Here is a 13,607-nt window from a genome sequence, read left to right on the forward strand (position 1 = left end):
TGGCGCGGCGACGCCCCTGATTTTTTGAACACAACAAGAAAGCTTTTCTCACCATGGTCACCAAAAAACCCAAGGGCCTCGGACGCGGCCTCGAAGCCTTGCTGGGCCCCAAGGTCAGCGAAGCCTCCGAGCAGGCCCAGGCGGCCGATGCCGGCCTGCCCAATGCGCTGACCCTGGCCGAGATGGTGCCCGGCATGTACCAGCCGCGCACGCGCATGGACGAGGGCGCGCTGTACGAGTTGGCCGAGAGCATCAAGGTGCAGGGCATCATGCAGCCCATCCTGGTGCGGCGCTTGGCCGACGGGGAGAACGCCGGCAAGTACGAAATCATCGCCGGCGAGCGGCGCTTCCGTGCCGCGCGCCTGGCCGGCCTGGACCGCGTGCCGGTGCTGGTGCGAGACGTGCCCAACGAGGCCGCAGCCGCGATGGCGCTCATCGAGAACATCCAGCGCGAGGACCTGAACCCTCTCGAAGAAGCCCATGGCCTGCAGCGCCTGGTGCGCGAGTTCGGGCTTACGCACGAACTGGCCGCCCAGGCCGTGGGCCGCTCGCGCAGCGCTGCCAGCAACCTGCTGCGCCTGCTGAACCTGGCCGAGCCGGTGCAGACCATGCTCATGGCCGGCGACATCGACATGGGCCATGCGCGCGCATTGCTGTCGCTGGACCGCGCGGCGCAGATCACGGCCGGCAACCAGATCGCGGCCAAGAAGCTCTCGGTGCGCGAGGCCGAAGCCCTGGTCAAGAAGATCGGCGCCGAGTTCAGCCTGGTGCCGCAAAAGCCCAAGAAGGAAAAATCGCGCGACCTGCGGCGCGTGGAAGAAGAGCTTTCCGACCTGCTCATGGCCGAGGTCGAGGTGCGCGTGAAGAAGCGCGTGAAGCGGGCAGGGCGTGTGGAAGACATGGGCGAGCTGGCCATCCAGTTCGCCTCCATCGAAGAACTCAACGGCCTGATCGAGCGCCTGCGCGGCTAAAACCCCTGTGGGCGCGTGGCCCCACCGCACCGGGGCGGGGTCACGTGACAAAGTGCACACAATCGTGCCGCGGAGGCCTGCACAGGCGTGTTGCAGCGCGCCATGCCGGCCTACACTGCGCTCCATTCCATCCCGGGGCATGTGCACCGGGGGAGTTCTGGAGAGTTCCATGCCCCGCGCAAGCCGCCTGCCGTCACTGCATCCCGCCGCCCTGGCCACGGGGCTTGTGGGCATGGCCGTTTGCGCGATTTGCGCGCAGACTGTGGGCCTGGTCGTTACGGGCGCTGCCCACTTTCTGCAAGGCCTTCTGGGCCTGTGATGCATATGCCCCTGCGCCTGCTGCCCTGGCCTCTCCCCGCTCTGCTGGCGTGGGCGGGAGCATGGCTGCTGTACCTCAGCCTGCAGCGGGCCGTGCCCCCCATGGCGGCGCTGGTGGCCGCCTGCCTGCTGGGCACGGCCGCAAGCCTGCTGGGTGCCAACTGGTGGCGCCGCGCGCTGATTGCACTGGGCTTTCCGCTGTCGCTGGCGATCACCGGCGTGGCCAGCCTGCCGGCCTGGGCCTGGCTGGTGCCGCTGGCCCTGCTGCTGGCGGTCTACCCCCTCAATGCCTGGCGCGACGCGCCCATCTTCCCTACGCCGCGCCATGCACTGCAGGCGTTGGCGGTACAGGCGTCGGTGGCGCCCGCAGCCCGTATCCTCGATGCGGGCTGCGGCGTGGGCGACGGGCTCATCGCCCTGCGCCACGCCTACCCGGATGCCCGCCTGGAAGGGCTGGAATGGAGCTGGCCGCTGCGCCTGGCCTGCGCGCTGCGCTGCCCCTGGGCCAAGGTGCGCCGCGGCGACATGTGGCACGCCGACTGGAGCGGCTACCAGATGGTCTACCTGTTCCAGCGCCCCGAGAGCATGGCCCGCGCGGCCGCCAAGGCCCAGGCTGAGATGGCTGCCGGTTCCTGGCTGGTGAGCCTGGAGTTCGCCGTGCCCGGCCTGCTGCCCAGCGCCCAGCTGCGTGCGCCCGGCGGGCGTGTGGTGTGGATCTACCGCCTGCCGATGCTTGCGGACAAGGGGGCCTGAAATGCACCGCTACAACTGTTTTTCCAACCCGTTGCCGGTTACAGAAAAGATACATCCTTTTGCTACATTGCGCCCTGGCTTCAGAGCACACAAAAACCAAGAAATTCACAGCCACAAGGGGCTTGCAGCCGCAACCGCGAGGATCAGCGCCAGGAGGGAGCGCGAGGTCCTGCACAGCTTTCCTTGTCCGGTCGACAACCTCCTTCGCCAGCGGCTTGCCGCGTGCGGCACCCCTTTCGGTGTCCGCCGCAGCATTCCTGTTGCTGCAGGGGCGCGTCGCCGGGGTTTTCTGGTGAACACCCGATCCATTCACAAGGAGTATTCATGACCACCCGTCCCCAATTCCGTCCCCGCCTTCTGTGGGTGCTGGCGCTGAGCGCCGCCCTCACAGGCTGCGCGACGATGCAGAGCCACGACAAGCTCGCCACGGACGTGCAGGGCGCAGGCCGCAGCGGCGGGATTCCCGCCGCCATCGCACAGCTCGAATCCACGGCCAAGACCGAGGAAGAAAAGACCGCACTGCTCTTCAACATGGAGCGCGGCGAACTGCTGCGCATGGACCGCCGCTACGCGGACAGCACGAATGCCTTCCTGCTGGCCGACGTGAAGGTCAAGGAATGGGAAGACACCGCCAAGAGCAACCCGCAAAAGCTCATGGGCACCGTGGGTGCCGCGTTGATCAGCGAGCGCCTGAAGGCCTATGAAGGCCAGGACTACGAGAAGGTCTGGCTGACCACTCGCCTGGCGCTCAACCGCGTGGCCGTGGGCGACGTGGAGAACGCCCGCGTGGACATCAAGCGCACGCACGAACGCGAAGCCATCATCGCCGAGTTCCGCTCCAAGGAAACCCTGGCGGCCGAGCAGGAAGCCAAGTCCAAGGGCGCCAGCTCGGGCGGCAAGGAGCTCAACGGCTACCCCGTCGAGACCTTCAACGACCCCGAAGTGCTGGCCCTGAAGAACGGCTACCAGAACGCCCTGAGCCACTACCTGGCCGGCTTCCTGTACGAGATGCTCAACGAGCCGGGCCTGGCTGCGCCGGGCTACCGCAAGGCCATCGAGCTCAAGCCCGAGACCGGCGTGCTCGAAGAAGGCCTGCGCGGCCTGGACAGCCGCACCAGCTTCACCTGGAAGCGCCGCCAGCGCATGACCGACGTGCTGTTCGTGGTCGAGGCCGGCGACGCCCCCGCGCGCAAGCCCCGTGCCTTCACGCTGCCCGTGCCCGTGGGCAGCCGCTGGACCACGGTGAGCGTCTCCTACCCCGTGATCGAGCCCTCGCGCGATGCGCCGCTGACCAACCTGTCGGCCGCCGGCACGGACTTGAAGCTCGAAAAAGTGGTCGACGTGAACGTGATGGCACGCCGCGCCCTGAAGGATGAAATGCCCGGGATGGTGCTGCGCGGCTTCACCCGCGCCGTGGCCAAGGGCGTGATGCAGGACCAGTTGCAGAAGAAGGGCGGCCTGTTGGGCGGCATCGTGGGCGCCGTGGCTGCTTCGGCCACCGAGCAGGCTGACGACCGCATGTGGCGCATGCTGCCTGGCCGCGTGTACGTGGCCCGCGGCTACCTGCCACCGGGCGAGCACACGGTGACCATCAATGGTCGAGCGCTGCCCGTGCCGGTCAAGATCGACGGCCAGTACGCCCTGGTGCCCCTGCGCCTGTACGAAAACAGCGTGATCATGGGCGACGTGGCATCGGTCGGCCAGCTGGCTGCAGCGGCTTCCACTGCCGCCGTGGCCCCGGCGGTCGACGTGCCTTCATCGTCCACCAAGACGATCTCAACGACGACGACCACCAAGACCACCACCAACAACCGCACGCGGCCTGCGGCCAAGCCCGCGCAAGCGCCCGTGACCCCGGCCAAGAACTGAACCGACAGACCGTTTTCCAAGGAGCCTTATCCATGACTATCCGCACCCACCTGACCGCCATCGGCGTCGCCGTGATGGCACTGACCGGCGCTGCGGCCCACGCCCAGCTGCACGACCCTGCGACCCCCATCGCCGTGGCCTCCAAGGTGGCGCTGCGCGGCGAAGCCAACAGCATCGCCGTGCGCGAGATGCGCATCGTGCGCAAGAACGACGTCCTGGTGGTCGAGGCCGACATGTCCAACATGGGTCGCACCGACCGCACCGTGTTCTACCGCTTCAAGTGGGTGGACCAGGTGGGCAACCAGGTGGGTGACGGAGAGTCGTGGAAGCAGATGAGTGTGCTCGGCCTGGGCCAGCAGACCGTCAAGAGCGTCGCCCCCAACAGTGCCGCAGCAGACCTGCGCCTGGAAATGAACGTAGAACCGCGCTGAACCCCACAGCCCCGACCGGAGAACACACCATGCAACGCAACAGCAGCATCCAGCGCACCGCGCTCATCCTGGCCTTCGCAGCCAGCACCCTGGCCCTCTCGGCCTGCCAGAACCTGTCCTCGCCCACCGTGCGCTTTGACCGCCAGGTCAACTACGGCGACTCCAAGGCCGTGGAGCTGGTGACCAACGAGTTCGGCTCCACCGACCTGCAGATGATCGCCGAGAAGATGACCGGCGGCCTGCTCGAAACGGGCATCTTCCAGGGCCGCCCCACGGTGACCATCTCCACCGTGAAGAACAAGACCAGCGAGTACATCGACACCACCAACGTGATGAACTCGATCCAGACCTCGCTGGTCAAGTCCGGCAAGGTGCGCTTCGTGCGCTCCATCAACGAGATGCAGCAGGGCGTGGACGAACTGCAGCGCCAGAACCAGAGCGGCCTGTACAAGCAGGGCACCACCGCCAAGGTCGGCCAGATGACGGCCGCCAAGTACAGCATGGAAGGCGAGCTGACCAGCATCGTCAAGCAGAGCAACTCCACCAAGGACGTGTACTACAAGTTCACGCTCAAGCTGTTCGACGTGCAGGAAGGCACCGTGGAATGGCAGGACGAGAAAGAAATCCGCAAGACCAGCAAGCGCTGATCGACCACGGTACTGAAAGGACTTCACCATGCAACGCAGAACCACCCTCGCGGCCGCACTGTCCGTGCTGGCCCTGACCTTCGGCGCGAGCGCCCAGGCACAGAACGCGGCCCCCAAGATCGCCGTGACCGACCTGGCCTACGCCCAGCAGGTCTCGGAGTATTTCGTGGCCGGCGCCTACCAGCGCAGCGCCCAGATGAGCGCCAGCGGCAGCGCAAGCCACGGCATGTACGGCGGCTCGGGCAGCCACTCGATGCAGGCCTCCGAACAGGCCAGCGGTACCTATGTGGCCGGCCGCTACAGCTACATCGAGCAGCGCGAACTCGGCGGCTACACCAACGACATCAAAGGCGCGCTGCTGCAAGGCACCTACTTCCGGCTGGTGCAGGGCAAGGGCTTCGACGCCGGCAAGCCGCAGAACAGCAAGGCCGAGCAGGTGCTCAACCAGGTGCAGACCGGCAGGATGGCCACGCCCCAGGCGCAGAACCAGGTGGCCAACGTGACCGCCCGCATCAAGAAGGGCGAGTTCGCCGGTGCCGACTACGTGCTCTTCGGCGTGGTCTCCAGCATCAACTTCACCGACGCGCTCTCGCCCCTGCAGGGCACGAGCAGCGCCACGCGCCAGTATGGCCTGCAGCTCTTGGCCGACTTCTCGCTGATCAACACCCGCACCTACGAGATCAAGGCCGCCTTCTCCGCACAGGGCGAAGGCAACGACACCAAGATCCTGTCCAACCGCGGCGACATCGCCCCGCCCAACCGGGCCAAGGTGATCAGCGAAACCTCGCGCAGCCTGGCACAGAGCGTGTACGAGCAGCTGGCCGGCCAGCTCGGCTACACCGATGCCCAACTGGCACGCGGCGTGCGCCCACCGCCACCGCCCGTGGTCTACCAGGGCGGCGGCCAGCCCATGCCCGTGCCCCAGCAGCCCGATCAGGTGCTGATCCTCAAGTGAGCTTCACGGGTCCCTTGCCGCCATGACGGGCCGCATGCGTCCCACCCTGAAGGCCAGCCTTGCGCTGGCCTTTTTCGTGGCCGGCTGCGCGGCGCAGCCGGGGCCTGAGGCTGTTGCGGATGCCACGGCCTTCGCGCCCCATCCGCTGCCCGGGGTGGGAGAGGCGCGCGTGCGGGCCCTGCAGCGGCCCGAGCGCACCGCGCCGCTGCGCTACCGCGTGATCGTGGTGCCCGGCTCCGGCTGCGCCGGCATGGGGCCGCTGGCCGACCGCTACTTTGCCGGCCTGCTGCATGCCGAGGTGCTGGTGCTGCACAAGCCCGGCGTGGCGCCCGGTGCGCGCACGGCGGCCGGCGCCTGCGCAGCCGATTTCGTGCAGGCCGACCGCCTCTCGGCCTGGCGCGGGCATGCCCGTGCCGCGCTGCGCGCCGATGCCCGGGAGCGCCAGGCCCGCGGCCTGCCCGCGCTGCCCCAGGTGTTGGTCGGCATCTCCGAAGGGGCCGAGCTGCTGCCCGCGCTCGCACCCGAGGTGCCCGGGTTGGCGGGCCTGGTTCTGCTGTCCGCGAGCGGGCTCGACCCGCGCGAAGCGGGTGCCCTGCAGGCGCAGCGCCTGGGTGTCTCGGCCGACTGGGAGGCCTTGGGCCGCCTGCAGGCCGGCAGCCTGCCCGACAGCACGATGGCGCAGGGCCGCAGCCTGGGCTATTGGCGCGACCTGTGGCACTGGCCGCTGGCCCATCCCCTGCGCGAGGGGCCCTGGCCCGTGCTGCAGGTGTGGGGCGGTGCGGATGCGCTGGTGCCGCCGGCTGCTTTTGAGCAAGGTGCCCGGCTGGCTGCGGGCCGTACGGCGCCTTGGTGTGTGCGGGAAATTCCGGGTGCCGACCATGGCCTGCAAAGCCCGGGCCGCGACGGCGTGCAGCAGCTGTGGGCCTGGCTCGAGCAGTGGGCGCGCGACCCGCAGCAGGGGCTGTGCGCGCCGCTGTCGCGCTGAGCCGACTTCAGGGCACGGTGTAGATCAGCTGGAACTTGCCGTTGTTCAGCATGTCCGCCAGGCTGGTGCCGTAGCCCAGGAAGAACTGCGTGCCGCGCAGGCCGCTCACATTGACCAGTTCCAGGATCGGCACGGTCTGCGACGCCGTCAGCGTGCCCTGCCATGCCGGTGCGGGCGTCGAGGCGCCGTTGAACAGCGTCCAGCCCTGCGGCGACAGCACCGCCACGCCCACGCCCGGCACCACGGCCACGACATAGACCACCCCGCCCTGGCCCACATCGCCCGATGCGGGCTGCACGCGCCCGGTCAGCCGCAGCGACTGCACCGTGCCCTCGGCGGTGGCTGAGAAGCCTGCGGGTGTGGTGCCCGCTGCGGGCGGCACGCGCCCGCTGTCGGGGCTGAAGCCCGCGCGCGCGGCGATGGGCGAGAGGTCCACCGCCTCGAAGGCCGTGTGCGGCACGGTCTGCACCTGGGAGATGGTCGCGTCCTGCCACAGGCGGCTCGGGTCGCCCGTGATGTACATGTCCGAGCCGCCGTCGGCGATGTACATGCCATAGCGCTTGAGCGCGTTGAGGATGGCCTTGGCCTGCGCCGTGTAGTTCTCGGGCACCGGGTAGTCGGCGCGCAGGCGGAACAGCTGGCCCATGGGCGGCTTGGCGGCCGAGGCATCGCCGTTGCGCGTAAGGTGGCGCGCCGGCCAGGTGTAGCTTGTGCGGATCTTGCTGCTCTGGATGGTGAAGCGCAGTGCGTGCTGGATCTCGCCGGTGCTGGCCTCCTCGGCGCGCAACAGCAGCGGGAAGATCGGGAAGCCCGCCGCATCCGACGAGGTCCAGCCCGCGGGACGCAGCGCGTTCGAGCGCAGGTCGAAGGCCGCGCTGCTGTAGATGTCCCAGCCGCCATCGGGCCGGGCATAGCTCAGGTAGCTCTCCCACAGCGTGCAGGTGTCGGTGTCCACGCTGAGGATGTGGTGGTCGTTGTAGACCGCCTTGTTGCTGCTGATGCCGCCTTCCACCTTGGGCTGTAGCGGGAAGGGCAGGCGCGCGGGGCTGGCGAGGCCCGTGCAGGGCCGCGCCAGGCTGCCGTCGGCGCGCGCGCAATCGCTTTCGTCGGGGGCTCCGTCGGCATCGAAGTAGACCGCAGGCCAGGTGATCTTGCTGCCCTGCACCACGTTGTACGGAATGCCCCAGTACTCGGTGCTGGCCATGTCCTCGCTCTGGCCCAGGTCCAGGTGCAGGCGCCGGCTGCCGGTGCTGATGGTCTGCAAAAAGGCTGCCGACTGCGGGTGTACCGGCAACTGGTCGATGCGCGTGTTGAACACATGGTCGGCCGGCAGCACGGGGCAGGGGCCCACGGTGGGCGCGGCCACGGCAGCACTGGCGAGCAGCGCCAGCGAGGCCAGCAGGGCGAGAGAAGGGCGGGGCATGGCGTGTCTCCTGAGGGGCTCACCTCGGATGCTGCCACGCCTGCTTTCCCGCCGCTTGCCCTCACTTGTAACCGGTGGCAACCGTGCCGGACCGGTTTCAGCGGGGGCGGTACATCTTGAACAGTTGCTCCGGGCCGACCGTGAAATAGTCGGCCGGCCCCCCCGCGCGCAGGATATGGCCCGCAGCGGCCGTGTCGTAGATCCCGTCCCTGAGAAACGCCTTGTCGATATGGATGGCCACCACCTCGCCCAGCACCAGCCAGGTCGGCACCTGGGCTCCGTCGAGACCCTGCAATTGCAGGATCTGCGTGCGCCGGCATTCGAAGGCCACCGGGCTTTCGGCCACGCGCGGTGGCGCCACCTGGGTGCTGGCCTGCGGGGTGAGCCCAGCCAGAGCGAACTCGTCGACCTCGGGCGGCACGGCCGCGCAGCTCTGGTTCATGGCCTCGGCCAGGCTGCGCGTGGCCAGGTTCCAGACGAACTCGCCCGTCTCCTCGACATTGCGCACCGTGTCCTTGTAGCCGATGCTCGCAAAGCCCACGATGGGCGGCACGTAGTTGAAGGCGTTGAAAAAACTGTAGGGTGCCAGGTTCAGCGCGCCTGCGGCGCTCTGCGTCGAGATCCAGCCAATCGGGCGCGGCCCGACGATGGCGTTGAACGGGTCGTGCGGCAGGCCATGGCCGTTGCGCGGCTCGTAGCTGTGGATGGAGGAGGGTGCGGGCGTGGCCATGGGCGGTGCGGGGTGGGGTAGTGGGAGGGCTGAACCGCCACCATACGTGAAGCGCGCCCCTTGTGCACGGCCGGGGTTGATGGCGGGCAGGGTAGAAAGCCGGCCAGGTGGCGGGGGCTCCCTTGCAGCAGCAAGGGGCTGCTCCTCTACAATACTGAGAATAATTCGCATTTGCCATGGTGGCCGGTCCGCCTGTTGATCCACTGTCCCTTCGCGCCGTGCTGGCCCGCTACTACCAGGAACTGCTGAACTACTTCGCCCGCACCGCGCGCGGCCGCGAGAACGCGGCCGACCTGGTGCACGAAGCCTATGCGCGCGTCCTCATGCTGCAGCGCTCGGGCCAGGCCATCGCCCAGCCGCGGGCCCTGCTGTACCGCACGGTGCGCAACCTGCTGGTGGACCAGCACCGGCGCAACACCGTGCGCGAAGCTTTGCCCGGCGGCGCCAGCGATGAGCCGCCGCTGCCCGACGTGGCCGAGCTGGCGGCGCCGGCCGCCCTGGGGCCCGAGGCCCTGGCGGCGTCCTCCCAGGGCATGCAGGCGATGCTGGCGACCATCGATGCCTTGCCGCTGCGCTGCCGCGAGGCCTTCATCCTGCACAAGTTCGACGGCCTCTCGCATGCCGAGGTGGCTGCGCAGATGGGCATCTCGCGCAAGATGGTGGAGCAGCACATCCAGCGCGCCATGCAGGCCTGCCGGCGCTGTCGCGACGCGATGGACATGGCTGCCGATGCCGGGGAGCGCCTGCCTTGACCTGACCTGCCTACCTGGGGTTTTTCGGCGCCCATGCGTCTACACCCTTGAGTGGCCTGGCACCGACAATCGCTGCCAGGCCGTTGGCCCCGAACCTTTGCATGACCACCGACCAGTCCTCCCCACGCCATGAGCCGGGCCCTGCCGAGCGCGATGCGCTCGCCTGGTTCGTGCGCAGCCGTGGCGGGCTCAGCGAGGGGGAGGCGCGCGAACTCGCCGCCTGGCAGGCCCAGGACCCGGCGCATGCCGACGCCTTCGCGCGCTGGCAGGCCGACTGGCAGCAGCTCGATGCCCTGCCGGTGCAGGGCGTGGCCCGATTGCGCGCCCACCTGGCACAGGACTTGGCGCGCGAGCGGGCCGAAGCCGCCAGGCCGGCACGCGGCTGGCGGGCCGGGGCCTGGGCCGGCAGTGCCGCCATGGCCGCCTCCGTGGCTTGCGTGGCCGTGGTGGCGGCAGGCGGCCTGCTCGCCTGGCAGCACTGGCAGCAGCAGCCGCTGTTCGAGAAGCACATCGCCACCCGCACCGGCGAGCAGGTGGATGTGCAACTGCCCGATGGCAGCCACCTGCGGCTGGACACCGCCACGGCCATCGACGTGGCCTTGTTCCGCCAGCGCCGCGAAGTGCGGCTGCCCGAGGGGCAGGCCGTGTTCCGCGTGCAGGGCGATGCCGCGCGGCCCTTTGACGTGCTGGCCGGCCCGCTGCGCATCACCGTGGTGGGCACGCGCTTCTCGGTGCGCAACACCCCGGGCATCCCGGGCGAGGAGGGCGTGCGCGTGGCGGTGGAGGAGGGGCGTGTGCGCGTGGCCCGTGCCGATGCGCCGGCCGCAGCCTCCGGGGCCGTGGTGGAGCTCACCGCCGGCCAGCAGGTCGCCAGCGATGCCATAGGCCGGCTCGGGCCGGTGGCGGCCGTGCCGCCCTCGGGCATCGCGCCCTGGCGCGAAAGCCGGGTGAGCTTCGACAACACCCCCCTGGCCCAGGCGCTGGCCGAGTTCGGCCGCTACGGTCCCACGCAGCTCACGGTGCGCGACCCCGAGGTCGCGGCGCTGCGCCTGACCGGCACCTTCGATCCGCGCCGGCTCGACAACTTCGTGCGCGTGCTGCCCCAGGTGCTGCCGGTGCGCATGCAGGCGCCAGCGGCGCAGGGCGGCGAGGCCGCCACGACCGAGATCGTCGCGGCGCCCTGATTCCGGGCCCCGCCAGGGGCCGATGTCCCTCGCAAAAAAATTTTCCCCGGCGACCTGGGGTTCGGGCGCCGTGCTGCGTCTACCTGAGAAAGCGTCTTATTCAAATCCAACACCGGGGAACCCCTGTCCATGCGCCGCCACCGATTCCGTCCCGCACCGCTCGCCCTTGCCGCCATGCTGGCCCTTGCTGCAACCTCTGCCGTGCAGGCCCAGCCCGCAGTGGCCGGGCAGCCGGCAGTGCAGCTGAGCATTGCCGCCCAGCCGCTGGCCCAGGCCCTCAACGACCTGGCGCGCCAGACGCGGCTGGAACTGATCGTGCAGCCGGCCCTGGTGGCGGGCCGCACGGCGCCAGCCGTGGCGGGTCTGCTCACGCCGCGCGAGGCGCTGGACCGGCTGCTGACCGGCAGCGGCCTGGTGGCCGTGATCGATGGCACGGCCGTCACCGTGCAGCGCATCCCGGTGCCCGCTTCAGGCGCCGCGCCCGCCGCCGGCAGCAGCACCCTGTCCGAGGTGCGCGTGACCGCTGCGGGCGAGCGCAGCGGCCTGACCGAGAACACCGGCTCCTACACCACGCGCCAGGCCGGCACGGCCACGCCGCTGGGCCTGTCGCTGCGCGAGACGCCGCAGTCGGTCAGCGTCATCACGCGCCAGCGCATGGAAGACCAGGGCCTGACCCAGTTGCCCGACGTGGTGGCGCAGACCCCGGGCCTGGTGTTCAGCCAGGGCGGCAACCAGGGATCGGACACCTCGCCCATCTACTCGCGTGGCTTCAGCGTCAACACCTACATGCTCGACGGCGTGCGCCAGACGGACTCGAACTACTCGAGCATCTTCCAGACCAACGACATGGCCATGTTCGACCGGGTCGAGGTGGTGCGCGGCGCCTCGGGCCTGATGAACGGCGTGGGCACGCCGGGCGCGGCCATCAACCTGATCCGCAAGCGCCCCACGGCCGACTTCCAGGGCCAGGTGCGGGCCGAAGCCGGCTCGTGGAACCATGCGCGCGCCGAGGTGGATATCTCCTCCCCGCTGAACGCCTCGGGCAGCGTGCGCGGGCGCATCGTGGCTGCAGCGCAGGACAACGACTCCTACATCGACCGCTTGAAGGAGCGCAAGAAGCTGCTCTACGGCGTGGTCGAGGCCGACCTCACGCCCGACACCCAGTTGTTCGCCGGTGCCTCGGTGCAGCACCACGACGCCACGGGCCATGCACGCGGCGGCCTGCCGGCCTACTACGCGGACGGTACGCGCACCGAATGGGCGCGCTCGGCCTCGGCCGCGCCGCCCTGGGCCTACTCGCAGCGCCACTACACCTCGGTGTTCGCGGCGCTCGAGCACCGTTTCAACGACGACTGGAAGGTCAAGGCCACCGCTACCCGCACCACGAACTTCTACGACGAGATGATCGGCTACGCCAGCGGCGGTGCCCCCGTGCGCGAGACCGGCGCCGGCGTCACGCTGTGGGCCGGCCGCTGGACCGCCAAGCCGCGCCAGGACAGCCTGGACGTGCAGGCCACGGGCCGCTTCGACCTGCTGGGCCGCAAGCACGACATCGCCTTCGGCGCGCAGATGTCGCGCACCAGCTACCGGGCGCCCAACTACACCAACTGGACGCATGCCGGCTGGAGCAGCGCCATCGGCAATATCTACACGTGGGATGGCACCTCCCCTGCGGAGCCCAACAACCCGAGCATCGGCCGCGCCACGTCGGACGAGCGCCTGAACAGCGCCTATGCCACCGTGCGTTTGAAGCCCACCGACCGCCTGGCCCTGCTGGCCGGGCTGCGCCTGGTGGACTGGAGCCGCTACCAGACCAGCACCCGCTACTCCACGGGCGCCATCACCATCACCGACCGCGGTGAAACCGGCGAGGTGATTCCCTACCTGGGCGCCGTCTACGACATCGACCGCAACTGGTCGGCCTACGCCAGCTACACCAGCATCTTCACGCCGCAGAACCTGCGCCTGGTCAACGGCGACTACCTGGACCCGCAGACCGGCGACAGCTTCGAACTCGGCATCAAGGGCGCCTTCCTGAACGACCGGCTCAACGTCTCCGGCGCCGTCTACAAGGCGCGCCAGGACAACCTGGGCGTGGCCATCCCCAACGTCTTCGCGCCCGATGGCAGCCAGGCCTACCAGGCCGTCTCGGGCACCAGCACGCGCGGCTTCGAGCTGGAGGCCTCGGGCGAGGTACAGCCGGGCTGGCAGGTGTCCGCCGGCTTCTCGCGCAACATCACGCACGACCGCCTGCGCGCCCGCCTGAACACCGATGTGCCGCAGAACACGCTCAAGCTGTTCACCAGCTACCGCATCGCCGGTATTGGCAAGGGCCTGACGGTGGGCGGCGGCCTGCGCTGGCAGAACCCAATCTACCGCGACAACCAGGGCGCCGCGCGCACACGCTTCACGCAGCCGGCCTATGCCGTGGTGGACCTGATGGCGCGCTACGCCGTGACCGACACCGTGGCCGTCACGGCCAACGTCGGCAACCTGTTCGACAAGGTGTACTACAACACCGTCGGCAATGCCTACTACGGCACCCCGCGCAACCTGCGCGTGGGGGTCGACGTGCGCTTCTGAGGCCGG

The 13,607-nt window shown here is 69.4% G+C and carries 14 protein-coding genes; 12 read left to right on the forward strand and 2 right to left on the reverse strand.

What is annotated here, in order from left to right:
- The first annotated feature begins 53 nt into the window (after positions 1-53).
- The 9 genes from AC0IZS_RS09050 (at position 54) to AC0IZS_RS09090 (ending at position 6,929) form a co-directional block, all read left to right on the forward strand.
- Positions 54-971 (forward strand): ParB/RepB/Spo0J family partition protein, encoded by a 918-nt coding sequence (locus tag AC0IZS_RS09050; protein ID WP_471635331.1) that lies wholly within the window; start codon positions 54-56, stop codon positions 969-971.
- Positions 972-1,140: 169 nt separating this feature from the next.
- The gene (locus AC0IZS_RS09055; protein WP_471635332.1) at positions 1,141-1,290 is read left to right on the forward strand and encodes a hypothetical protein; all 150 of its coding nucleotides are present in this window, start codon (positions 1,141-1,143) and stop codon (positions 1,288-1,290) included.
- Positions 1,290-2,042: a class I SAM-dependent methyltransferase gene (locus AC0IZS_RS09060; RefSeq protein WP_471635333.1), complete on the forward strand. Its 753-nt coding sequence runs from the start codon at positions 1,290-1,292 to the stop codon at positions 2,040-2,042. The genes AC0IZS_RS09055 and AC0IZS_RS09060 overlap by 1 nt, the downstream gene beginning before the upstream one ends.
- Before the next feature lies 1 nt (position 2,043).
- Positions 2,044-2,370, forward strand: coding sequence for a hypothetical protein (locus tag AC0IZS_RS09065; protein ID WP_471635334.1), 327 nt, complete (start codon positions 2,044-2,046; stop codon positions 2,368-2,370).
- Entirely contained in the window at positions 2,367-3,911 is a 1,545-nt protein-coding gene (locus AC0IZS_RS09070; protein ID WP_471635335.1) for a COG3014 family protein, read from the forward strand. The genes AC0IZS_RS09065 and AC0IZS_RS09070 overlap by 4 nt, the downstream gene beginning before the upstream one ends.
- A 32-nt stretch (positions 3,912-3,943) precedes the next feature.
- Entirely contained in the window at positions 3,944-4,342 is a 399-nt protein-coding gene (locus AC0IZS_RS09075) for a YcfL family putative periplasmic lipoprotein (protein ID WP_471635336.1), read from the forward strand.
- Positions 4,343-4,371: 29 nt separating this feature from the next.
- Positions 4,372-4,989 carry a penicillin-binding protein activator LpoB gene (gene lpoB, locus AC0IZS_RS09080; protein WP_471635337.1) on the forward strand — a complete coding sequence of 206 codons (618 nt, stop codon included), beginning with the start codon at positions 4,372-4,374 and terminating at the stop codon, positions 4,987-4,989.
- A 28-nt stretch (positions 4,990-5,017) separates the two neighbouring features.
- Positions 5,018-5,944: a hypothetical protein gene (locus AC0IZS_RS09085; protein ID WP_471635338.1), complete on the forward strand. Its 927-nt coding sequence runs from the start codon at positions 5,018-5,020 to the stop codon at positions 5,942-5,944.
- Positions 5,945-5,978: 34 nt separating this feature from the next.
- Positions 5,979-6,929: an alpha/beta fold hydrolase gene (locus AC0IZS_RS09090; protein ID WP_471635339.1), complete on the forward strand. Its 951-nt coding sequence runs from the start codon at positions 5,979-5,981 to the stop codon at positions 6,927-6,929.
- Positions 6,930-6,936: 7 nt separating this feature from the next.
- On the opposite strand, the gene AC0IZS_RS09095 is transcribed toward AC0IZS_RS09090, so the two are convergent.
- Both AC0IZS_RS09095 and AC0IZS_RS09100 read right to left on the reverse strand, forming a co-directional pair.
- Entirely contained in the window at positions 6,937-8,352 is a 1,416-nt protein-coding gene (locus tag AC0IZS_RS09095; protein ID WP_471635340.1) for a hypothetical protein, read from the reverse strand.
- Between the two features lie 97 nt (positions 8,353-8,449).
- Positions 8,450-9,082, reverse strand: coding sequence for a flavin reductase family protein (locus tag AC0IZS_RS09100; RefSeq protein ID WP_471635341.1), 633 nt, complete (start codon positions 9,080-9,082; stop codon positions 8,450-8,452).
- Between the two features lie 176 nt (positions 9,083-9,258).
- Here AC0IZS_RS09100 and AC0IZS_RS09105 point away from each other — a divergent pair, with 176 nt between their 5' ends.
- The 3 genes from AC0IZS_RS09105 to AC0IZS_RS09115 all read left to right on the forward strand — a co-directional run bounded on the left by AC0IZS_RS09105 (position 9,259) and on the right by AC0IZS_RS09115 (position 13,601).
- A complete protein-coding gene (locus AC0IZS_RS09105; RefSeq protein WP_471635342.1) occupies positions 9,259-9,834 on the forward strand; it encodes a sigma-70 family RNA polymerase sigma factor in 576 nt (191 codons plus the stop codon).
- 101 nt (positions 9,835-9,935) lie between these two features.
- Entirely contained in the window at positions 9,936-11,018 is a 1,083-nt protein-coding gene (locus AC0IZS_RS09110) for a FecR family protein (protein WP_471635343.1), read from the forward strand.
- 129 nt (positions 11,019-11,147) lie between these two features.
- The gene (locus AC0IZS_RS09115; RefSeq protein ID WP_471635344.1) at positions 11,148-13,601 is read left to right on the forward strand and encodes a TonB-dependent siderophore receptor; all 2,454 of its coding nucleotides are present in this window, start codon (positions 11,148-11,150) and stop codon (positions 13,599-13,601) included.
- Positions 13,602-13,607: the final 6 nt, after the last annotated feature.

The organism is Acidovorax sp. AC410 (assembly GCF_979253235.1).

Coding starts and splice junctions, on each gene's coding strand:
- AC0IZS_RS09075 (WP_471635336.1), top strand. CDS start 3,944: ATGACTATCCGCACCCACCTGACCGCCATCGGCGTCGCCGTGATGGCA.
- AC0IZS_RS09050 (WP_471635331.1), top strand. CDS start 54: ATGGTCACCAAAAAACCCAAGGGCCTCGGACGCGGCCTCGAAGCCTTG.
- AC0IZS_RS09060 (WP_471635333.1), top strand. CDS start 1,290: ATGCATATGCCCCTGCGCCTGCTGCCCTGGCCTCTCCCCGCTCTGCTG.
- AC0IZS_RS09110 (WP_471635343.1), top strand. CDS start 9,936: ATGACCACCGACCAGTCCTCCCCACGCCATGAGCCGGGCCCTGCCGAG.
- AC0IZS_RS09070 (WP_471635335.1), top strand. CDS start 2,367: ATGACCACCCGTCCCCAATTCCGTCCCCGCCTTCTGTGGGTGCTGGCG.
- AC0IZS_RS09115 (WP_471635344.1), top strand. CDS start 11,148: ATGCGCCGCCACCGATTCCGTCCCGCACCGCTCGCCCTTGCCGCCATG.
- lpoB (WP_471635337.1), top strand. CDS start 4,372: ATGCAACGCAACAGCAGCATCCAGCGCACCGCGCTCATCCTGGCCTTC.
- AC0IZS_RS09055 (WP_471635332.1), top strand. CDS start 1,141: ATGCCCCGCGCAAGCCGCCTGCCGTCACTGCATCCCGCCGCCCTGGCC.
- AC0IZS_RS09105 (WP_471635342.1), top strand. CDS start 9,259: ATGGTGGCCGGTCCGCCTGTTGATCCACTGTCCCTTCGCGCCGTGCTG.
- AC0IZS_RS09095 (WP_471635340.1), bottom strand. CDS start 8,352: ATGCCCCGCCCTTCTCTCGCCCTGCTGGCCTCGCTGGCGCTGCTCGCC.
- AC0IZS_RS09085 (WP_471635338.1), top strand. CDS start 5,018: ATGCAACGCAGAACCACCCTCGCGGCCGCACTGTCCGTGCTGGCCCTG.
- AC0IZS_RS09100 (WP_471635341.1), bottom strand. CDS start 9,082: ATGGCCACGCCCGCACCCTCCTCCATCCACAGCTACGAGCCGCGCAAC.
- AC0IZS_RS09090 (WP_471635339.1), top strand. CDS start 5,979: ATGCGTCCCACCCTGAAGGCCAGCCTTGCGCTGGCCTTTTTCGTGGCC.
- AC0IZS_RS09065 (WP_471635334.1), top strand. CDS start 2,044: ATGCACCGCTACAACTGTTTTTCCAACCCGTTGCCGGTTACAGAAAAG.